The sequence below is a fragment of the Nocardia sp. NPDC060255 genome (assembly GCF_042727395.1).
Classification (GTDB): Bacteria; Actinomycetota; Actinomycetes; order Mycobacteriales; family Mycobacteriaceae; genus Nocardia.
Genome location: NZ_JBHXAU010000022.1, coordinates 31,105 through 50,762 on the forward strand (window position 1 = coordinate 31,105; position 19,658 = coordinate 50,762).

The 19,658-nt window shown below is 66.8% G+C and carries 17 protein-coding genes and 1 pseudogene; 9 read left to right on the forward strand and 9 right to left on the reverse strand.

Going from position 1 to position 19,658, the window contains the following annotated elements:
- Positions 1–154: 154 nt before the first annotated feature.
- The gene (locus ACFWF1_RS32150) at positions 155–1,000 is read right to left on the reverse strand and encodes a MerR family transcriptional regulator (protein WP_379285439.1); all 846 of its coding nucleotides are present in this window, start codon (positions 998–1,000) and stop codon (positions 155–157) included.
- A 90-nt stretch (positions 1,001–1,090) separates the two neighbouring features.
- Complete coding sequence (locus tag ACFWF1_RS32155; RefSeq protein ID WP_379285437.1) at positions 1,091–1,450, reverse strand: hypothetical protein; 360 nt, start codon at positions 1,448–1,450, stop codon at positions 1,091–1,093.
- A gap of 86 nt (positions 1,451–1,536) precedes the next feature.
- Between ACFWF1_RS32155 and ACFWF1_RS32160 the strand changes: the two genes are divergently transcribed.
- From ACFWF1_RS32160 to ACFWF1_RS32170, 3 genes and pseudogenes are all read left to right on the forward strand, one after another.
- Positions 1,537–2,148, forward strand: coding sequence for a lipocalin family protein (locus ACFWF1_RS32160; protein ID WP_379285436.1), 612 nt, complete (start codon positions 1,537–1,539; stop codon positions 2,146–2,148).
- A gap of 119 nt (positions 2,149–2,267) precedes the next feature.
- Positions 2,268–3,592, forward strand: a pseudogene (locus ACFWF1_RS32165) (cryptochrome/photolyase family protein).
- Between the two features lie 316 nt (positions 3,593–3,908).
- Complete coding sequence (locus ACFWF1_RS32170; protein ID WP_379285434.1) at positions 3,909–4,694, forward strand: PIG-L deacetylase family protein; 786 nt, start codon at positions 3,909–3,911, stop codon at positions 4,692–4,694.
- A gap of 5 nt (positions 4,695–4,699) precedes the next feature.
- On the opposite strand, the gene ACFWF1_RS32175 is transcribed toward ACFWF1_RS32170, so the two are convergent.
- Positions 4,700–6,226, reverse strand: coding sequence for a sensor histidine kinase (locus ACFWF1_RS32175; protein WP_379285433.1), 1,527 nt, complete (start codon positions 6,224–6,226; stop codon positions 4,700–4,702).
- A 371-nt stretch (positions 6,227–6,597) separates the two neighbouring features.
- Between ACFWF1_RS32175 and ACFWF1_RS32180 the strand changes: the two genes are divergently transcribed.
- Positions 6,598–7,416, forward strand: coding sequence for an amidohydrolase family protein (locus tag ACFWF1_RS32180; RefSeq protein ID WP_379285735.1), 819 nt, complete (start codon positions 6,598–6,600; stop codon positions 7,414–7,416).
- On the opposite strand, the gene ACFWF1_RS32185 is transcribed toward ACFWF1_RS32180, so the two are convergent.
- On the reverse strand, positions 7,417–7,818 hold the full coding sequence (locus tag ACFWF1_RS32185) for a hypothetical protein (RefSeq protein WP_379285431.1): 402 nt from the start codon (positions 7,816–7,818) through the stop codon (positions 7,417–7,419).
- Between the two features lie 228 nt (positions 7,819–8,046).
- Positions 8,047–8,619 (reverse strand): peptide deformylase, encoded by a 573-nt coding sequence (locus ACFWF1_RS32190; RefSeq protein WP_379285430.1) that lies wholly within the window; start codon positions 8,617–8,619, stop codon positions 8,047–8,049.
- Positions 8,620–8,664: 45 nt separating this feature from the next.
- On the opposite strand from ACFWF1_RS32190, the gene ACFWF1_RS32195 reads away from it, so the two are divergent.
- Positions 8,665–9,210 carry a PadR family transcriptional regulator gene (locus ACFWF1_RS32195; protein WP_379285428.1) on the forward strand — a complete coding sequence of 182 codons (546 nt, stop codon included), beginning with the start codon at positions 8,665–8,667 and terminating at the stop codon, positions 9,208–9,210.
- A gap of 113 nt (positions 9,211–9,323) precedes the next feature.
- On the forward strand, positions 9,324–9,842 hold the full coding sequence (locus ACFWF1_RS32200) for an AAA family ATPase (protein WP_379285427.1): 519 nt from the start codon (positions 9,324–9,326) through the stop codon (positions 9,840–9,842).
- Positions 9,843–9,906: 64 nt separating this feature from the next.
- On the opposite strand, the gene ACFWF1_RS32205 is transcribed toward ACFWF1_RS32200, so the two are convergent.
- Together ACFWF1_RS32205 and ctaD are read right to left on the reverse strand one after the other, a co-directional pair.
- Positions 9,907–10,554 (reverse strand): class I SAM-dependent methyltransferase, encoded by a 648-nt coding sequence (locus ACFWF1_RS32205; protein WP_379285426.1) that lies wholly within the window; start codon positions 10,552–10,554, stop codon positions 9,907–9,909.
- 61 nt (positions 10,555–10,615) lie between these two features.
- The gene (ctaD, locus tag ACFWF1_RS32210; protein ID WP_379285424.1) at positions 10,616–12,319 is read right to left on the reverse strand and encodes a cytochrome c oxidase subunit I; all 1,704 of its coding nucleotides are present in this window, start codon (positions 12,317–12,319) and stop codon (positions 10,616–10,618) included.
- Between the two features lie 375 nt (positions 12,320–12,694).
- Here ctaD and ACFWF1_RS32215 point away from each other — a divergent pair, with 375 nt between their 5' ends.
- Positions 12,695–13,987: a cytochrome P450 gene (locus ACFWF1_RS32215; RefSeq protein ID WP_379285733.1), complete on the forward strand. Its 1,293-nt coding sequence runs from the start codon at positions 12,695–12,697 to the stop codon at positions 13,985–13,987.
- 6 nt (positions 13,988–13,993) lie between these two features.
- Here ACFWF1_RS32215 and ACFWF1_RS32220 read toward each other — a convergent pair whose 3' ends face one another.
- Positions 13,994–14,230 carry a hypothetical protein gene (locus ACFWF1_RS32220; protein ID WP_379285423.1) on the reverse strand — a complete coding sequence of 79 codons (237 nt, stop codon included), beginning with the start codon at positions 14,228–14,230 and terminating at the stop codon, positions 13,994–13,996.
- Between the two features lie 230 nt (positions 14,231–14,460).
- Here ACFWF1_RS32220 and ACFWF1_RS32225 point away from each other — a divergent pair, with 230 nt between their 5' ends.
- Positions 14,461–15,291 (forward strand): mycofactocin-coupled SDR family oxidoreductase, encoded by an 831-nt coding sequence (locus ACFWF1_RS32225; RefSeq protein ID WP_379285421.1) that lies wholly within the window; start codon positions 14,461–14,463, stop codon positions 15,289–15,291.
- 117 nt (positions 15,292–15,408) lie between these two features.
- Positions 15,409–17,382: a cytochrome c oxidase assembly protein gene (locus ACFWF1_RS32230; protein WP_379285419.1), complete on the forward strand. Its 1,974-nt coding sequence runs from the start codon at positions 15,409–15,411 to the stop codon at positions 17,380–17,382.
- 5 nt (positions 17,383–17,387) lie between these two features.
- Here the strand turns inward: ACFWF1_RS32230 and ACFWF1_RS32235 are convergent, their stop codons facing one another.
- Positions 17,388–19,649 (reverse strand): heavy metal translocating P-type ATPase, encoded by a 2,262-nt coding sequence (locus ACFWF1_RS32235; protein WP_379285418.1) that lies wholly within the window; start codon positions 19,647–19,649, stop codon positions 17,388–17,390.
- Positions 19,650–19,658: the final 9 nt, after the last annotated feature.

Here is a 19,658-nt window from a genome sequence, read left to right on the forward strand (position 1 = left end):
CGCTCGCGGCAGACGCGGTCGTCGTTGGGGGCGATCGATCTCGGAAAGGACTTCGCCTAGCTGCCGTCGCCGGATTGCTCGTGCGCGTGCGAAATCGGATCCGGCGCGCGAAAACGGGGTCGCTCCCGGACTCGGCCGGTCAGCCCCGAGCGGATCAGCTCAGGTAATCGATGGCGTCGATCAGGCTCGCGACACGTTCCGCCGCCTCGGGCAGGATCACCGAATCCCACCCGGGCCCGCCGACGAACACCCGCGAGCCCGCATCGAGGCAGGCGCGCACCGCCGAGGTCAATGCGGTCGCTTCCTGCTGCGACCACAGCAGCACCGACGCGGACTGCTCGTGTCGCGCGAGGCTGTCGGTCAGCGCGTCGGTCGGCACATCCGCGCCGAGCATGTACGCGCTGACGTCGCGCTCGGCGAGTCCGGCCCGCAGCACCTCGAGCGGGAGTGCGTGTGTCTCACCGCCGGTGCAGGCCAGCACGACCGGCTTCGGCGCGGGCACATCCGGCGGCGGATTGGTGCGATGCAGCACCGAGGTGATGCACCAGGACAGCAGGTGCTCCACATCGATGCACCCCTCGCCCGCGCCCTGCCGCGCGACGATGTCGGCGAAGGCGGGGCGGCACAACCGATCCCAGGTGTCCACGACACCGAACGCGCGGAAGTGCGCCTCCAGATAGTTGGACACCGCGCGGGTCTCGAGCGTGAATGCGGCGGCGAGCAACGGGAATCGGTCGCCCAATCGCGGCACCGGTCCGCGCAGCGTGGCGGCCGCGCCCGCCGGGCTCGCACCGTCCTGAATGAGGGTGAGCATCTGTCCGAGCAGCGCGATATCCGCTTCGGTGTAGAGCCGGTGCTTGCCGGGTCGATGCTGTGGCGGCCCGATGTTGTAGCGACGATTCCAGCTTCGCAGCGTCGCGGTGGGGATACCGAGGCGCTCGGCAACCGCGCGGACCGTATAGCCGGCCGCGTCGGAAGCGGGAGCGGAACCGGCGGACATCGTCCTATTCTGCCTGTTCCGGTTCGCCCGATTCGCCATGCCCGGGCGGCCGCGCGTCGCGGGCGGCGTCCGAGGCCCGTGGCGTGGCGATCAGCTCCGCACCGTGGCCGCGGTCGCGCCACACAGCAGACCCCAACCCGCCGCGACCGCGACCGCCTTGCCGCGCTGTGGTCGTCCGCGCAACGCGATCCCCAGGATTGTGGCATCGGACAGATCGGCCAGTACCCGCGCGGCGATCGCCAGCCGGAGCGCGTTCGGTGTCGGCGCCGCCACCAGGGCAAGCCCGGACGCGACATCACGGAGCGCGGTCATCCTGGCTACCGCGCGCAGGGCCGGGTCGTCGGCGGACCAGCCGCACGGTCCGAGCATCACCGCGGGCCGGGCCGCGACCGCGACGCCGTATCCCGCCGTCAGCGCGCCGGCGATCCGGGGCAGCCAGGCAAAGGTCACGAGTTCCTCCTTGATGAGTGTATTGAATCAATCATGCATCGTTATGAGCTAACATGGCCAGTGTCGTCGATTCCCGAGGAGTTCGCGTGACATCTCGAACGAAGCGCTATCCCGTTCGCCTGCTGATTGCCACGGCCGGACTGGCCGTCGCATTCTCCGCGACGGGTAGCGCGCAAGCAGCCCCCGTCGCCGCGCCGGCACCGGTGCAAACGCTCGACCTGACCCGGTATCTCGGTACCTGGAACCAACTCGCGGCGGTCCCGCAGTACTTCAACCTCGTCTGCGCTCGCGATACCCAGGCGAACTACGCGCTCGACCCGCAGGGCAACATCTCGGTGCGCAATACCTGCACCACCTGGTCGAATATGAACAACGAAATCACTGGCACGGCAACGGTCAACGACCGGGTGACGGGTGCGCAACTGCACGTCAGCTTTCCCGGCGTGCCCACGCAGGAGCGGATCGACGGGCCGACCAACTACATCGTCACGGCCCTCGGCCCGGACTATTCGTGGGCGGTCGTCACCGATCCCGGCCGCATCTCCGGCTTCGTACTCGCTCGCGCACCGATGCTGGATGCGGCGGCATGGCAGCAGGTACGCGCGGGAATCGTTGCGGCAGGCCAGGATCCGTGCCTGTACCTGACCTCGCCGGCCACCGGCGGTCTTGCCGACATCGTTCCGCTCTGCACACTCTGATCTCACCGCCCGGCGCCCGTGAGGGTCGCGTCACAGGTGTCGGGCATTGAGCCGCCCACGCCACCGTGGCGCCACCCTCACGAGCGCCGGAGGTCCCTTCACCCCGCGAAGAGGAGTAGATGACCGTCTCCATCGCCCTGTTCACCCGTGACCTGCGGGTGCACGACAACCCGGTACTCACCGCCGCACATCGCGAAGGTGCCGCGGTGGTACCGCTTTTCGTCGTCGACGACGCCATCGCGGCCGGCCGTTTCGCCGCGCCGAATCGCGCGCGCTTCCTCGCCGCCGCACTGAGCGAGTTGGACGCTGAGCTACGGGCGATCGGCGGTCGTCTGGTGGTGCGGCGCGGCGATGTCGTCGCGGAGGTGGAACAGGTTGCGGCGCAAGTGCATGCCGACAGCGTCCATATCGCCGCCGACGTGAGCAGGTACTCCCGCAAACGCGAACAGGCACTGCGGGAACGGTTGGAGCAGCGCGGATGCCTGCTGCACACGCATGCCTCTACGATCACCGCCGCCGATCCCGCGGAACTCGTCCCGTCCACCGGGCGGGACCATTTCGCCGTCTTCACCCCGTACTTCCGGCGCTGGGCCGAGACGCATCAGCGCAAGTCGTTCGGGAAGCCGCGCGAACTCACCATGCCGCCGGTCGCAAGCGATCCACTGCCGGAAGCCGAAGAACTGTGCCCCGGCCCGACCTCGCCCCAGCTCGCGGTCGGCGGCGAGACGACCGGGCGAAAGTTGCTGCGCGACTGGCTTTCCGGACCCATCGAGGGATACGAAGAGCACAACGACGACCTCGCCGCCGACGCCACCTCGCACCTGTCCCCCTATCTGCACTTCGGTTGCGTGTCACCGGTGGACCTGGTGCGCCGGGTCGACATGTCGACGCCCGGCGGTAACGCCTTCGCCCGCCAGCTGGCCTGGCGCGACTTCCATCACCAGCTGCTCGCCGCCCGCCCGGACGCTGCCTGGTCGGACTACCGGCCTCGATCGATCACTTGGCGCGACGATCCGCAAGCCGTCGCAGCCTGGAAGGACGGCCGCACCGGATACCCGGTCATCGACGCGGCCATGCGGCAATTGCGGGCCGAGGGCTGGATGCCGGGGCGCGCCAGGCTGATCGCCGCCAGCTTCCTGGCCAAATCGCTGCGGGTGGATTGGCGGATCGGCGCCGAACACTTCCTGCACTGGCTGGTCGACGCGGATCTGGCGAACAATCAACTCAACTGGCAGTGGTGGCCGGCACCGGCACCGATACCAGGCCGAATCGGGTGCTCAACCCGCTGCGGCAAGCCAAACGCTACGACCCGGACGGCGACTACGTGCGTCGATGGCTGCCCGAGCTGGCGCACATTTCCGGTGCGGCGGTGCACACACCATGGCGCGAAAACGTCGATCCCGCCGTCTACCCCGCGCCGATCATCGAATGCGTCGGCATGTAGCGCACCGATATTGCCCCCAGATGCCGCAATGCCCTTCCTAATCCCGGCTGCCAGGTCTTGAATCGATGCATCGAGGCTTTGCCTTGCTCCAGGAGAGGGGCCGTGATGATGGGCACCGTCGACATCGTGATCACCGTCGGTCGCATATTCGACACACTGCAGAAAGCGCTGTTCCTGCTGATCCTGCGCGGTTGACCGCCGCGGCCGTCCCGCGCAGGTAGTGGTTCGCGGCGCACGAATCAGCTGGCAAATTCGTACGCGGCAGGCTAATTGGTGCGCGTGGTCGATCCGACGGTGCGGGTGCCAGACTGGTTCGATGGCAACCGTCGTCGCTTTTCATGCGCATCCGGATGACGAAACTTTGCTGACCGGAGGCACCTTGGCCGCCGTCGCGGCGGCCGGGCACCGGACGGTGATCGTTGTGGCCACCGACGGGCACATGGCCGCGCTCGATGGGCGAAAAGCTTTGCGGCTGAACGAATTAGCGGCGAGTGCGGCCGTGCTCGGCGTTGCCAGGGTGGTGCATCTCGGCTATGCCGACAGCGGTCACGGTGCCGTGCTGTTCGCGGATCCGCCGGATCGCGTCCGCTTCCTGCGCGCCGAGGTGGACGAGGCCGCCGAGCGGCTCGCGGCGATCCTTCGCGAGGAGAACGCCGAGATCCTGCTGAGCTACGACCGTAACGGTGGCTATGGGCACCGCGACCACGTGCGGGTGCACCAGGTCGGCGCCCGAGCCGCCGAGTTGGCCGGGGTGCCACGGGTGCTCGACGCGACCATGCCTCGCGAAAACCTCGCTCGCATAGTGCGTTTCCTCCGATTCCTGCGGGGCAGGCTCGGCCCTTCCGTCCTGGGATCGCTCTACAGTTCCGGTGCCGAGATCACCCATCGCATCGACGTGAGCAACTACGCGGCCCAGCGCAAAGCCGCTGTCGCCGCGCATCGTTCGATCATCGAGGGATCGGGCTCCTTCGCCGCGATCGCCAAAGTCTTGCTGCGGCTGCCGACGCCGATCCTCGGCCGGGTGATGCACTGGGAGTGGTACATCGAAGAGGGCGCCCGGCCGGCGGGCAACCCGCTCGACGACATCTTCAAGCCCGCCTGACACTTTCAGCGACTCGCCGGCACGTCGACAGCCTGACAGCGCGGCAGCGTGACCGTAAAGATGGCCCCCTCACCGGGTTCGCTGTGCACCGTAACCCGGCCGCCGTGCGCCGCGACCAGCGCGTGCACGATCGAGAGACCGAGCCCGCTGCCGCCGCTCGCCCTGGTCCGGGAGGTGTCCGTGCGGTAGAACCGCTCGAAGACGCGGGCGGCGGCATCGGGCGACAATCCCGGCCCCGAGTCGATCACGTCGATGCGGACCTCGTCGCGAGAAGGCGTGAGCCGCACCATGACAGCGGCCTCGGGCGGGGTATGGACGAGGGCGTTGCCGAGCAGATTGGCGAGTACCTGGCGCAGTCGCGGCCCGTCGCCGATCACGTCCATCGTGCCCTCGCCGGTGTCCACCACGACGCCGATGCGTCGTTCGGGGGAAGGGGGTGTCGGCTGCTGGCGTGCGGCCATCGCTTGGGCGTTGTGCACGGCGTCGCCGGCCAACGCGAGCAGATCCACCGGTTTGCGCTCCAGCGGCCGCTTTTCGTCCAACCGCGCCAGCAGCAGCAGATCCTCGACGAGCAAACCCATCCGCTCGGCCTCGGATTCGATGCGCCCGACCACCATCGTGGCGTCGGTGCTCGCGCCCTGCCGATACAGCTCGGCGAAACCGCGGATGGTGGTGAGCGGCGTCCGCAACTCATGGCTGGCGTCGGCCACGAATCGGCGCATCTTGGCCTCGGACCGGCGGGCCGCCTCCTCCGAGGCTTCGGTTGCCGCGACACCGTATTGGATCTGGGCGAGCATCTCGTTCAACGAGCGGGCCAGATGATCGACCTCGGTGTCCACGCCGCGCACCGGGACCCTGCGGTGCAGGTCGCCGCCCGCGATGGCCGCCGCGGTGTCCTCCACCTCGCGCAACGGTCGCAGGCTGCGCTGGATCACCAGGTAGCCGACCACGCCCAGCGCGACCAAGGCGATGATGCCGGTGGCGAGCTCGAAGAAGATCAACCGGGAGACCGTCTCCTGATTGTCGGTCAGCGGCAATCCGATGGTGGTCGAACCGAATTGGTTCGACGTGGTCAGCACCCGCCAGTGCACCGACGAGTCGTCGGCGGAGTCGACCGTCGTCGGACTGTCGCCGACCGGTCCGCTGAGATCCGGTACGCCCGAGGCGTTTCCGCCGCCGGGCACCTCGAAGAACACCTGACCGCCCGCGCTCCTGTGCAGCTCGAAGAACCGGCGCGGCTGCTCGGCCACCGATCGGGGCTGTGGTGACGGGCCGGGGGAATCGGCCGGAACCCATTGCACGGAGCCGTCATTCGTCCGCACCTGCTTCATCGGCCGTGGCTGGGCCCAGCTACGGGAAGCGTCGTAGAGCTGCTCGTCGGTGCGTTGCGTCAACGACTGGCTCAACGCCGACGTCACCGCCGCCCCCGAGGCGATCAGCGCCACCGCCGTCAGCAGCAGCAACGCGATCACCAGCCCGATCCGCAGCGGCACCGACGCCACCCGCCGCGACAACTGTGCGCGCGCGTTCATGCCCGGCTCGGCTGTGCTGCCCGCGACAGCTGACCAACGCCGATCCCGATGCGCGCGAGAGGTGTGCCGATCATGACCACATAATCGCGTCACTACCGCTGTCCGAGCTGCGAGCGACCTGGGTATCTGCTGTGAGGAGCCACCAGGGGCGCCCGCACCGCGCCGTTGCGCTACGGACACCCGGGTCGGTTGGCTCCTGCCGATCTGTGGCGATGCGGCGTAAAGACCTAGTACCCATTCGGTGGGCCGGTCACCCCAGGAATTTTGGTGGGTTCGATCGTGCGCGTGAATTCGCTGAATCTTGCCGGGTAGCGCTCGGGGGCTGGATACCGTGAGCGGCGTTGGCCGATCCGGGAGTGGTGGGAGTGGCGATGGCGATCATCGATGTGTGGGCGCAGCATCCGACGGTGCGGATGGTCGAGCACGACATGTTCGATTCGCTGCGGCGGTGGGGTGCACCGCTGCCGACCGAGCAGCCGCCGGTGGCCGCCACGCTGGCCGCGATGGATGCGGGCGGCGTGGATCTCGCGCTGATCAGTGCCTGGTACGGGCCGGAAGGGGTGTTGATCTCCAATGACGAGGTCGCCTCGTTCGTCGCGGAATCCGACGGCAGGCTGGTCGGCGTCGCCTCGGTGGATCTGCGTAAGCCGGTCGCCGCGGTTCATGAGTTGCGCCGTGCGGTAACCGAATTGGGGATGAAGGCGCTGCGCATCGTGCCGTGGTTGTGGGGTCTGCCGCCGAACGATCGCCGCTACTATCCGCTCTACGCCGAGTGCGTCGAACTGGGCATTCCCTTCTGCACCCAGGTCGGCCACACCGGCCCGCTGCGCAGCTCGGAGACCGGGCGGCCGATTCCCTACCTCGACGACGTCGCTCTGGAATTTCCCGAACTGACCATCGTCGGCGGCCACATCGGCTACCCGTGGACCACCGAAATGATCGCGGTCGCAACGAAATACCCGAATGTCTACATCGACACCTCGGCCTACACCGTGCGCAGGTACCCACCCGAACTGGTGGCCTATCTGAAAAAGCACGGCCGCGAAAAGGTCCTGTTCGGCACCAACTTCCCGATGATCATGCCGGACCACGCCCTCGCCGGACTCGATGATCTGGAGCTGGACAACGAAGTTCGCGAGCTGTTCCTCTCCGGCAACGCCCGCCGCGTCTTCGGCCTGGACGCCGTGTGATCAGGGATGCTGGATCGGAGTCTTGCTGCGGTGACCGGTATCCGGATCCACCACGGACAACTCGAGCCGTCCCTCCTCACCGGCTATATAAGGCTCGAACCGGCTGAAGTGAAAGTTCCCGTGCGCATCGGTATCGGCCTGCCCCCAACTCCGCGTGGTCGGTAGCCGAGTCCAGCCCGCCACATAGATGTGCACGGTCGCGTCGTGCGCCCACCCCACCCCTTCGACGTTGTAGGTGACGCCGGTCTGCAAAACAGTCGTATGAACCTCGATGGCGAACCGCCCCTCCGGCCGAACCTGTTCCGCTACAACGATTATCGGAAAGGCAACGGCCGAAGGACCTGCCGCCACCATCCCGAAAGCACCCAACACCAGCAGCGCCGCTAATGGAATCCGTGTCATCGAGCCCCCTTCTCGAGCAGCGGCAGGGAACGCCGCCAGGTCAACACGCGCCGCAGCGTCCGCCCGCCTCCCTGCACAATCCCGGTCAACGCCAGAGTCTCACCGACCAGCGTCATCTCGCGCACCTACTCGGTGCCCGCCAACATCGGATTGCTGCCATGCCTCATCATCCCACCGGACTATCGCCACGGACCCCACGGCTTCATCCTCGCCACCACCTACAGCTGATCACTCTCCGTCCGCAGGACGCCGGCCCAATTCTGGAAGCCACGTCCGACCAGGCCGAGTCCAGCTGCGAGCCTTGATCATTCGGCGTGCCGCCCGCTGATTCCGCCCGATCAAACGCTCGAGGTAGAGGCGGCCCGCGAGATGGTCGGCCTCGTGCTGGAGGCAGCGCGCCAGGTAGCCGGTGGCTTCGACCGCGACCGGCCGTCCCGTCACGTCCACGCCGGTGACCCTCGACCAGTGCCCGCGCCCGGTGGGATACCACTCGCCCGGCACCGACAGGCAGCCCTCGAGATCGTCCTCGGGGTCGGGCATGGTTTCCGGGATCTCGGAGGTCTCGAGGATCGGGTTGACGACGCAACCGCGGTGCCGAACTCCGTTGTCCACGAGGTCATAGATGAACACCGATCGGGCATCACCGATTTGATTCGCGGCAAGGCCTGCCCCGTTTGCGGCGGTGTTGGTTTCGTAGAGATCGTCGACGAAGGCCGCGAGTTCGTCGTCGAAGGTGGCCACGGGCGTTGCCGGGATGGTCAACCGGGGGGCGCCCGCGATCAGAATTGGTCGAACAGTCATACAGACAGAGTACTCAAATACGAGTAGTCGTGACAGACTAGAAGCGTGAACGAGACCCGGTTGTTCGTGCTTGCCGCCCTGGCCAAAAGGGGCCCGATGCATGGCCATCAGCTGCGCCGCGACGCCCGCTTGGATCGCGCCGAACTGTGGTCCCGCGTCAAACCCGGGTCGCTGTACGGTGCCTTGCATCGCATGGAGGACGAGAACCTGATTCGCCCCCTGCGAACAGAGCAGCTGGGGGGCCTACCGGCCCGCACCGTGTACGAAATCACCGACGAGGGCCGCCGCGAACTCCGCGTGCTCCGCGACGAGGCCTTCGCCGACGTCGAAATCCGCCCGGACGTAGTCGATCTCGCGTTGGCGGTCAGCGCGGACCTCGACCGGGAACTACTGCGCGGATACCTCGAAGACCGCATTGCCGCACTCCGAGCACGAAGCTCGCGCATCGAACACCAGCTCGACCGCCGCTGGCCGGACCAGAGCGTGGTCGATGACCTGATTGTCGACCACGCGAGAATGCGCATCCAATCCGAGATCGACTGGCACGAAAAGGTTCTCGCCAATATCGACAAACTCGAATTCGCGCGCTGAGAGGGAACTGGTGCTGGAGCTCTCTCGCGCGATACCGGCACCAATTCCCGCTGATCGTTTGTCCGATATCAGCTTGATCCGAGGATGCTCGGGTGGTCCAGCATGATGGGTGGGTGGCTGAGTTTCTGGTGTTGGTCAATGGGTTGCCGGGGTCGGGGAAGTCGACCTTGGGGCGACCGTTGGCTGCGGCGTTAGGTGCCACGTTCTTGTCGAAGGATGTGGTCAAGGAGGCGCTGGCGGGCTGCGTCGATCACGATGGCGTGATTCCTGCGTTGGGTGGCATTGCGATGGATGCGGTGTGGGCGTTGGCTCGGGCGAGTTCGGGGACTGTTGTTGTCGACTCTTGGTGGTTCAGGCCGCGGGACTTGGGGTTCGCCAGAGCCGGCATCGAGAAGGCAAGGGCCGACCGGGTTGTGGAGGTCTGGTGTGATGTTCCCGCCGAGGTGGCGAGGGCTCGTTATGCGAGTCGGCGGCGGGCGGCGGTGTACTGCGACGAGCAGCGTCTCGCCGAGGATTGGGACACGTGGGCCGGGCAGGCTGTACCGCTAGGGCTTGCGCCCATCGTTCGGGTCGACACGACACAACCGGTTCACCTTGCCGACCTGGCCGCGCGAATCGAGTGTTCGGTGTGATCGCGCGGCCGGGTCGAGTGCCTCGACGGTGGCGAGTTCGGCTGGGGGGTAGCTGGATTCGAGTTCAGTGACGGCGGATGCGGAGTACGTTGTCCTTGCGGACGCCGGGCTGGCCCTCGGGGCCGGGTTGTTCGCGTTCGGCCAGGCCGTCCGTTTCGACAGTCCATTCGGTGGGGTCGAGGCGCAGGCCGGTAAGGACCTCGGCGGTGGTGGGGAAGTGGACGTCGTGGGGTGGGACGGTCACCCAGGAGGGCCATTCGGCGTGGCCGACGATCAGGAGTTGACCGCCGGGGGCGACGGCTTCGGCGGCGCGGCGGAGGATTTGTTCGCGTTCGTCGATTTGGGCGACGGGGGAGTGCAGGTATTGGGCGGTGACGAGGTCGAAGTGGCCGGTGGGGAAGGTGTGCGCGAGGTCGTGGCGTTGCCAGTCGATGTCGGTGATGCCCTGCTCGGCGGCGCGGGCTCGGGCGCGGGTGAGTGCGGTCTCCGAGACGTCGACGGCGGTGACTCGCCAGCCGCGCTCGGCCAACCAGATCGCGTCGGCACCCTCGGCGCAGCCCAGGTCGAGTGCGGAACCCGCCGGGGCCGAGGAGATTTCGCGGACCAGCAGGAAGTTGGGCGAGCCGGACCAGACTTGTTCCCGCTCCTGGTAGAAGTTCTCCCAGAACTCCACCGTGTTGCCGTCAGCGTTGTGGGTGTGTGTCTCGGTCATGGACACCACGATCCCCGGCGTGCGGCTACAACGGCAAACTTCTTTGCTGCTTTGGCAACAATTATTCGTCGGTGGGCTCGGTCTCCGCGGATTTCTCCAGCGAGGGCCCGGTCTTCTCCTGTGCTAGCGCGCGGTCCTCCACCAGCATGGCCGACCGATGCGCGGATCCCCAGCCCGCGTGCGCCTCGGTCCGCATCCGCTCGACCATGTGCGGATAGTGCAGCTCGAACGCGGGACGCTCGGATCGAATTCGCGGCAGTTCGTAGAAGTTGTGCCGTGGCGGCGGGCAGGTGGTGGCCCATTCCAGGGAGTTGCCGTAACCCCACGGATCGTCCACCGTGACGACCTCGCCGTACCGGAAGCTCTTGAAGACATTCCAAATGAACGGCAGCATCGAGGCGCCGAGGATGAACGCACCGATGGTGGAAATCGTGTTCAGCGTGGTGAAGCCGTCGCTGGGCAGGTAGTCGGCGTACCGCCGCGGCATCCCCTCGGCACCGACCCAATGCTGCACCAGGAATGTGGTGTGGAAGCCGATGAACGTGGTCCAGAAGTGCCACTTACCCAGCCGTTCGTCCATCATCCGCCCGGTCATCTTCGGGAACCAGAAGTAGATACCCGCGAATGTCGCGAACACGATCGTCCCGAACAACACGTAATGGAAGTGCGCCACAACGAAATACGAGTCGGTGACGTGGAAGTCCAGCGGCGGGCTGGCCAGGATCACCCCGGACAGCCCACCGAACAGGAAGGTCGTCAGGAAGCCGAGGGAGAACAGCATCGGCGTCTCGAACGTCAACTGCCCGCGCCACATGGTGAAGATCCAGTTGAAGAACTTCACTCCCGTCGGCACCGCGATCAGGAACGTCATCAGCGAAAAGAACGGCAGCAGCACAGATCCCGTCGCATACATGTGATGCGCCCACACCGCCACCGAGAGCGCGCCGATCGAGATCGTCGCGTACACCAGTGCGCTGTAACCGAACAGCGGCTTCCGTGAGAACACCGGGAAGATCTCGGTCACGATGCCGAAGAACGGCAACGCCACGATGTACACCTCGGGATGCCCGAAGAACCAGAACAGATGCTGCCAGAGCAGCACACCGCCATTGGCCGTGTCGTAGATGTGCGCGCCCAGGTGCCGGTCGATCGCCAACGCGAACAACGCCGCGGTGAGGATCGGAAAGGCAAGCAGCACAAGGATGCTGGTGATCAGGATGTTCCAGGTGAAGATCGGCATCCGGAACATGATCATGCCGGGGGCGCGCAGGCAGATGATCGTGGTGATCATGTTGACGCCGCCGAGGATGGTGCCGAGGCCGGACAGGATCAGGCCCATGATCCACATGTCGGCGCCGGCGCCGGGGGAGTGCTCGAAGGTGCTCAGCGGTGTGTAACCGGTCCAGCCGAAGTCCGCGGCGCCGCCGGGCGTGATGAAACCGGCCGTCGCGATGGTGGCACCGAACAGGTACAGCCAATAGCTGAACGCGTTGAGGCGCGGGAACGCCACGTCCGGCGCCCCGATCTGCAAGGGCAGCACGGCATTGGCGAAACCGAACACGATCGGTGTCGCGTAGAACAGCAGCATGATGGTGCCGTGCATGGTGAACAGCTGATTGAACTGCTCTGTCGACAGGAACTGCAACCCGGGCCGGGCCAGTTCGCCACGCATCAGCAGGGCCATCAACCCGCCGATGAAGAAGAACGACATCGCCGTGACCAGATACATGATCCCGAGCACCTTCGGATCGGTGGTCGTGATCATCTTCCAGAGGTAGGAACCCTTCGGCCCCCGCCGTCGCGGATAGGGTCGAACCGCCTGAAGTTGTTCGGTCTGCGTCACACTCACAGCCGTCGCCACCTTCCGAACCGCCGGGCAACTCGAGGCCGGCGCGACCGGCCTGCATCAACCAAACCATGTGACCGCTGTCTCACGCCACCCCTAGATCGACTTTGCCAAAGGTTTGCCGTGGCGGCGCGAATAGGCTTCTCCAACTGGGCTTCTGCGGAGAGGAGCCGCTGTGTGGTCCGTCAGGAGTGATACGCCCTGGATATCAGGGCTATCTGCGACCGCGGGTTGATGCGCCGCTGCACTCAGGTGCGTACCGTGAGGTCCAACAAACGACAGGCGGGGGCCGAAATGAAAACCTGGGTGCGTTGGGCAACACTGCATGGCCTGCCGCGCATGTACTTCGACAAGCGCGCCCGCGACGGTGATCCGTTGTCGGAGATCCTGACGAACTCCCTGGCCGAGAACCCCTACCTGTTCGGCGACCGCATTCGCGAGCAAGGCCGACTGGTTCGCACCGGGGTCACCTGGGTCACCGCCGACCATGAGGTGTGTCGAAAGGTGCTGCGCGACAAAAATTTCGGTGCCAGCTCACCGGAAGCGCTGAAGCTGCCCCGATCGATGCGCAGGCTGGTGCGGGCGACCGACCTGAAGCTGGCCAACCCGGTCGAACCGCCGTCGATGCTGATGGTCGACCCGCCGCAGCACACGAGATATCGCAAGCTCGTCGCGCAGGAATTCACCCCGCGCGCGGTCGGTCGCCTGCATGATCGCATTGTCGAGGTGACCGATGAGCTGCTCGCCGGGCTGGCGGCGCGCCGCGACGCCGACCTGATCGCGGACTTCGCCACCCTGCTTCCGGTGGCGATCATCTGCGAAATCCTCGGTGTGCCAAGGGAAGACCAGGACTACATGCTCGAGCTCGGGCACGCGGGCGCGCCCCTGCTCGATGTCGGCATCTCGTGGCGCGCGTTCCGCGACGCCATCGCGGCCCTACGCGCGAGCGAGGAATTCATCGAGGGACACATCGCCCGGCTGCGGGTCGATCCCGGCGACGATATCCTCAGCCAACTGGCCGTCAACGGCAGTCTGACCATGCCGGAACTCAAGGCAACGGTGACACTGCTGGCCGGGGCCGGTTTCGAAACCACGGTGAATCTGCTGGGCAACGGCATGGTGGTGCTGCACGAGCATCCGGACCAACTCGCCCTGCTGCGGGCCGAGCCGGACCGGTGGCCCGACGCGATCGAGGAGATCCTGCGATTCGACAGCCCGGTCCAGATGACCTCTCGAACTGCATTGTGCGACATAGAAATAGCTGATCGGACGATCCCCCGCGGTGACTCGGTCACGCTGCTGCTCGGTGCCGCCAACCGTGATCCCGCCGTCTTCGCCGACCCCGGCGCCTTCGATATCACCAGGGCCAACGCGCGCGAGCACCTGTCGTTCAGCAGCGGCGTGCACGCCTGCCTCGGCGCCAGCCTGGCCAGGATGGAGGGCGCCGTCGCCCTGTCCGCGCTCTACGATCGCTTCCCCGAGCTGCGGCTCACCGGCTTCCCCGAGCGGCGCGGGCTGGTCAATCTCCGTGGCTATCAACGGATACCGGCCGCGCCGGGGCTACCGGCGGCCAGTCGCACCGCCTGAGCCCGCTCAGATCTCGAGCGGGTCCTGGATGAGCATGCCTTCGACGGCGCGCAGGCGGTCGCTCATGGTGGACAGCAGGTCGATGGAGTCGTGCGAGAGACCGACCGCGGTGTGCACGAGCCGGCGCAGCCGCGGGCTGTCGAGCGAGCGGGCCACGGTCGCGTCGTAGTCGGTCGTCGGTGTGCTGTCGAAAGGTCGAACGAGCTGGTCGAGATCCACGGCGAAGTACTCACAATCGGTCATCTGGCCCCCTGGGACCATTGTGGGCGCGCTGGGCCGCGCGCCTGTGCGATGTGCCGCCGGCGAGTACTGCCTGATGCTGCGACGCACACCGCATACACTTCGTCGCTGCGCCGACCTGGAACGTTTCGTGTGTAGTTCTGGACAATACGAACGTAAACAGCAGCTACACGACATGCCGGCGTGAAACGATGAGTTCGGCCGAACTGATACCGATCTGGTGAGGGGCTGACATGGGGCAGCTGGACGGCAAAGTAGCGCTGATCACCGGCGGCGCCCGAGGTCAGGGGCGTGCGCACGCGGTGGCGCTGGCGGTGGCCGGCGCGGACATCGTGGTGTGCGATATCGCTGAACAGGTCGCGAGCGTGCCGTATCCGATGAGCTCGGAGTCGGATCTGGCCGAAACGGCCAAGCTGGTCGAGGAAACCGGACGCCGCTGCGTGGCGCTCAAAGCCGATGTGCGAAGCCGAACGGAGATGACCGCGGTCGCCCAGCGCGCGATCGATGACTTCGGTCACATCGACATCCTGGTCGCCAACGCGGGCATCGCCTCGAACTCCTTGATCGCCGAAATGGACGACGAGTTGTGGCACGACATGATCGACATCAACCTCAACGGCGTCTTCCACAGCTTCCGCGCGGTGGTGCCGCACATGATCGAACGCCGGTGGGGCCGCATCGTGGCCACCTCCTCCATCGTGGCCAGGATGGGCGTGCGCAACGCCGGGCACTACGCGGCGGCGAAATGGGGCGTGCTCGGGCTGGTCAAGTCGTTGTCGCTGGAACTGGTGGAGTACGGCATCACCGTCAACGCGGTGCTGCCCGGCGGCGTGGACACCGACATGATCCAGAATCCGGCGATGTATCGAATGATGCTGCCGGACAAGGAGAATCCCACCAAGGAGGACGTGATGGCGATGTTCGCGTCCGGTCCGCCGAACTCCGATCTGATCGCGCCCGCCGAGGTCGCCGACGCGGTGGTGATGCTGGCGTCCGAGCGAGGGCGGCACTTCAACGGCGAGGCCTTGACGATCTCCGGCGGGCTCAGCGCCAACACCGTCTGAACACAGGCACCGACGAGATGTGACCTGCGTCGCAGTTGGTGCGGCGCTGGAACTTTCCCGGCGCCGGATCCGACCGCTGAACGAGGCCTGGTTCCGGGCAAACTTTCGTTCTCGAGGATGGTGGACGGCAACGTGCAGGTGAAACGCTCGACGGTCCACCTCGTCTGGCTGGTCGCGGCGGCCGTTCTGCTCGCCCTCGTCATCGGCTCGGTGGTGGAGGCGGGTGACGCGCCCTACCGCGCCGCAGGCACCGCTTATCCCGGTTTCGCAGATGTGCTCGGCTATGTGTTGCTGCGTGTCGTCGCCGCGCTGGCCGGCGCGACCGCGCTCGGCGCCCTGGTCTATGCGGTGTGCTGTACCGCCGTCACCGGCCGCGGCCGCCTCGACGTCGACGGATACTCCGGGCTGCGGCTCGCCGAGCGAGCCGGTCTGGTGTGGCTGCTGTCCGCGCTGGCGCTGATCCCGGCGACCGCGGCGAACGTCGGTGGGCTGACGGTCTCCGGTCTCTTCCGGATCGGTGCGCTCGGCCCGCTGATCGACGCCAGTGAGAAGCCCAAGGCCTGGATCGTGGTCGCCGTGCTGGCCGGTGTGGTGACGCTGGGTGCCCGAATGGTGTTGTCCTGGAACGGGGCAGCGGTGTTGCTGATGGTGGCCGCCATCGGCGTGCTGCCGCCCACGATGGTCGGCAATGCGGGGGAGGGGCCGAATCACGACTACGGCACCGGCGCGATGATCATCTTCCAGCTCGCGGTGTCGGTGCTGCCCGGACTGCTGTGGTGCGTCGCGGACCACCTGCGCCGCAACGGATCACACGCGCACACCGCGATCCGCCGTGGCGCGGTGATCGCGCTGCTGTGTCTGGCGGCGGCCACGCTCAGCGGTCTGGTGCTCTGGGTGGTCCTGCTGCCGTGGTCCGATATTTTGACCACCGGGTACGGGCGACTGGCGCTGGTGGTGGTCGCCGTCGGCGTCGACCTCGGGCTGACGATGCGCGCGGTGTTGCGACACCGTGCTCCCGGCGCCCGCACTGCCTTCCTGATCGCCTGCGGCGGAGCGCTTTCCGCGGTAGCGATCGCCGCGACGGTGGCCATGGCGGTCCAGCCTGCCCCGGCCTTCGCCGATCGATCGTTCACCGCGCAGGAGGTGTTCCTCGGCTTCGACCTGTTCGATCGGCCGAACCTGCTGCGCCTGATCACGGTGTGGCGCTTCGACATCGTGCTCGGCACCGCCGCGCTGGCCGCGATCATGCTGTACACGCTCGGCGTGCTGCGGTTGTGGCGGCGCGGCGACGAATGGTCGCGGTGGCGCACCGCCTCGTGGATCGGCGGCTGCGTTGCGCTGCTGATCGCGACGTCCTCGGGCATCGGCACCTACGGTTTCGCGATGTTCAGCATGCACATGATCACGCACATGGCCTTGAACATGTTCGTGCCGGTGCTGCTGGTCCTCGGCGCGCCGGTGACCCTGCTGCTGCGCGCCGTGCCCGCGGCCAAGCGCGGCCAGGTGCACGGCGTGCGCGAATGGGTGCTCGCCCTGCTGCATTCGCGACCGACCGCGGTGATCGCGCACCCGGCGACGGCGCTGTCGTTGTTCGTGATCTCGCTCTACGGACTGTATTTCACGCCGCTGTTCGAGAGCCTGATCCGATACCACTGGGGGCACGTGCTGATGAACGTGCACTTCCTGATCGTCGGCTACCTGTACTACTGGGGCATCATCGGCATCGACCCGGGCCCGCGCCGCCTGCCGCACCTCGGCAGGCTCGGAGTCCTCTTCGCGGTCATGCCTTTTCACGCCTTCTTCGGTGTCGCGGTGATGTCGATGAACACCGTCATCGGTTCCCGCTTCTACACCAACCTGCAGCTCCCGTGGAACATCGACCTGCTCGCCGACCAACGCGTCGGCGGCGGCATCGCCTGGGTCTCCGGCGAAATCCCGATCCTGCTCGTAGTCGGCGCCCTACTCAGCCAGTGGGTAGCCCAAGACCGCCGCACCGCAGTCCGCACCGACCGCAAGGACGACGACTACGGAGACTCCGACCTAGCCGCCTACAACGCCATGCTGGAACAGCTTGCCCAGACGCGACGCTGAATCCGTTACCGGTTGAAGCGGACTCGGCGCAGCCGCAGGCTGTTCGAGACTACGAAGAATGATGAGAAGGCCATGGCCGCGCCGGCGATCAGTGGGTTCAGGAAGCCGAGTGCGGCTATCGGGATGGCGATCACGTTGTAGCCGAAGGCCCACACCAGGTTTCCCTTGATGGTGCGCAGGGTGGCATGGGCCAGTTCGATGGCGTCGGCGACCGCGCCGAGGTCCTCGCGGACCAGGATGACGTCGGCGGCGGCGATCGCGACGTCGGTGCCCGCGCCGATCGCCATGCCGAGGTCCGCGGTGGCCAGCGCGGCGCCGTCGTTGATGCCGTCGCCGACCATCACCACGCGATGTCCCTGCTCCTGCATCCGGGCGATCAGTTCGACCTTGCCCTCCGGAAGTAGTTCGGCGACAACCTCATCGATGCCGATCTCGTCGGCCACCGACTGTGCCGCGTAGGCGTTGTCGCCGGTGAACATCATGACGCGCAGCCCGAGCCGGTGCAGCCGGGCGATCGCGGCCGCGGCGGTCACCTTGACGGTGTCGGCCACCGCGATCACCGCGACGACAACACCATCGACGGCGACGAGCACGACGGTGCGTCCGGACCGTTCCTGCTGCCGGACAGCACGATTCAGGTCTTGCGGGATGCCGATGCCCTGATCGTCGAACAGTCGCGACCGGCCGACCAGCACTCGACGGCCGTCCACCATGCCACGCGCGCCCAATCCCGGTAGGGCCTCGAAGGATTCGACCGAGGGCAGTTCATCGATCGCTTCGCGCGCGTGCCGAGTGATCGCCGCCGCCACCGCGTGTTCGGACGCGGCCTCCACCGCGCCGGCCAGGCGCAGCACCTCCGCCGTATTGAACGACTCGTGCTCGATCACCGCGACCACACTCATCGCGCCGTTGGTGACGGTGCCGGTCTTGTCCAGCACCACGGTGTCCACGTCCCGGGTGGCTTCCAAAGCCTGATGGCCCTTGATGAAAATGCCGAGCTGCGCACCGCGTCCCGAGGCCACCATCAGCGCCGTCGGAATCGCCAGGCCCAGCGCGCACGGGCATGCCACGACCAGTACCGCCAGCGCGGCCGCCGCGGCGCGATCCGCACCGGAGCCGGTCGCCAGCCAGATCACGAACGTCACGGCCGTCACCAGGAAGACGAACGGAACGAACACCGCCGACACCCGATCGGCGATCCGCTGCATCCGCGCCTTGCCGGTCTGCGCCTGCTCGACCAGCCGGATCATCCCGGACAGCTTCGTATCCGCCCCTACCGCAGCGGCTTCCACGATCAATCGCCCGGTGAGCGCGGTGGTGCCGCCGATCACCGCCATGCCCGTGTTCACGTCGACCGGAATGGATTCACCGGTCATCGCACTGGCGTCGACGCTCGACTCGCCGGACACCACCAGGCCGTCCGTGGCGATGGTCTCGCCGGGCCGCACGACGAAGCGCTGCCCCTCCACGAGTTCACCGATGGGAACCCGCATTTCGCGATCGTCGCGGGTCAGCACGGTGACCTCACGCGCGCCGAGCGCGGCGAGCGCACGCAATGCACTGCCCGCCGAACGCTTCGCCTTCGCCTCGAAATACCGTCCCGCCAACACGAATGCGGTGACGCCTGCGGCAACTTCGAGGTAGATCGCGTCACTGGCCCAGATCGCCGCCCACACGCCGTCGGGCGCGGGCCCGGAACGGTTGGGGTGCAAGAACATCGTGTCCAACGACCACAGTGTCGCGGTGATTACGCCCACCGAGACCAGCGTGTCCATGCTCGCCGCACCGACCTTGGCATTGGCAAAAGCCTTGCGGTGGAACGGCGCCGCCGACCAGACCACCACCGGCAGCGCGAGCACGGTGAGAATCAGCTGCCACCCGGTGATCCGAGTACTGGGGATGGTCGCGAACATCACCGACAGATCGGCCAGCGGGAAGAACGCCATCAGCGCCACAACCAGCCTGCGCAACAGGTCGTTCACCGCCGCGTCCTCGGGCGCCGAACTGATCGGCTCGGAGCGGTCCGTGATCGGCGACGCACCGAAACCGGTGGCATCGACCTCGGCGCACAGTTGCTCGGCGGTGACATCGCCGACCGCGTCGATCGTCGCGATCCCGGTCGCATAGTTCACCGACGCGGTAATCCCGTCGATCTTGTTGAGCTTGCGTTCCACCCGGGTAGAACAGGCGGCGCAGCTCATTCCGGTGACAGCGAGGGAGATGCGGTTCGGTTCGGTGCGAGTGATCGAGTCGAGCTCGATGGTCATGACATTCCG

Bases quoted from the DNA above. Each gene is read 5' to 3' on its own strand.
- ACFWF1_RS32150 (WP_379285439.1), bottom strand. From the start codon at position 1,000: ATGTCCGCCGGTTCCGCTCCCGCTTCCGACGCGGCCGGCTATACGGTC.
- ACFWF1_RS32170 (WP_379285434.1), top strand. From the start codon at position 3,909: ATGGCAACCGTCGTCGCTTTTCATGCGCATCCGGATGACGAAACTTTG.
- ACFWF1_RS32175 (WP_379285433.1), bottom strand. From the start codon at position 6,226: ATGAACGCGCGCGCACAGTTGTCGCGGCGGGTGGCGTCGGTGCCGCTG.
- ACFWF1_RS32180 (WP_379285735.1), top strand. From the start codon at position 6,598: ATGGCGATCATCGATGTGTGGGCGCAGCATCCGACGGTGCGGATGGTC.
- ACFWF1_RS32185 (WP_379285431.1), bottom strand. From the start codon at position 7,818: ATGACACGGATTCCATTAGCGGCGCTGCTGGTGTTGGGTGCTTTCGGG.
- ACFWF1_RS32190 (WP_379285430.1), bottom strand. From the start codon at position 8,619: ATGACTGTTCGACCAATTCTGATCGCGGGCGCCCCCCGGTTGACCATC.
- ACFWF1_RS32205 (WP_379285426.1), bottom strand. From the start codon at position 10,554: ATGACCGAGACACACACCCACAACGCTGACGGCAACACGGTGGAGTTC.
- ctaD (WP_379285424.1), bottom strand. From the start codon at position 12,319: ATGATCACGACCACCGATCCGAAGGTGCTCGGGATCATGTATCTGGTC.
- ACFWF1_RS32215 (WP_379285733.1), top strand. From the start codon at position 12,695: ATGAAAACCTGGGTGCGTTGGGCAACACTGCATGGCCTGCCGCGCATG.
- ACFWF1_RS32220 (WP_379285423.1), bottom strand. From the start codon at position 14,230: ATGACCGATTGTGAGTACTTCGCCGTGGATCTCGACCAGCTCGTTCGA.
- ACFWF1_RS32225 (WP_379285421.1), top strand. From the start codon at position 14,461: ATGGGGCAGCTGGACGGCAAAGTAGCGCTGATCACCGGCGGCGCCCGA.
- ACFWF1_RS32230 (WP_379285419.1), top strand. From the start codon at position 15,409: ATGGTGGACGGCAACGTGCAGGTGAAACGCTCGACGGTCCACCTCGTC.
- ACFWF1_RS32235 (WP_379285418.1), bottom strand. From the start codon at position 19,649: ATGACCATCGAGCTCGACTCGATCACTCGCACCGAACCGAACCGCATC.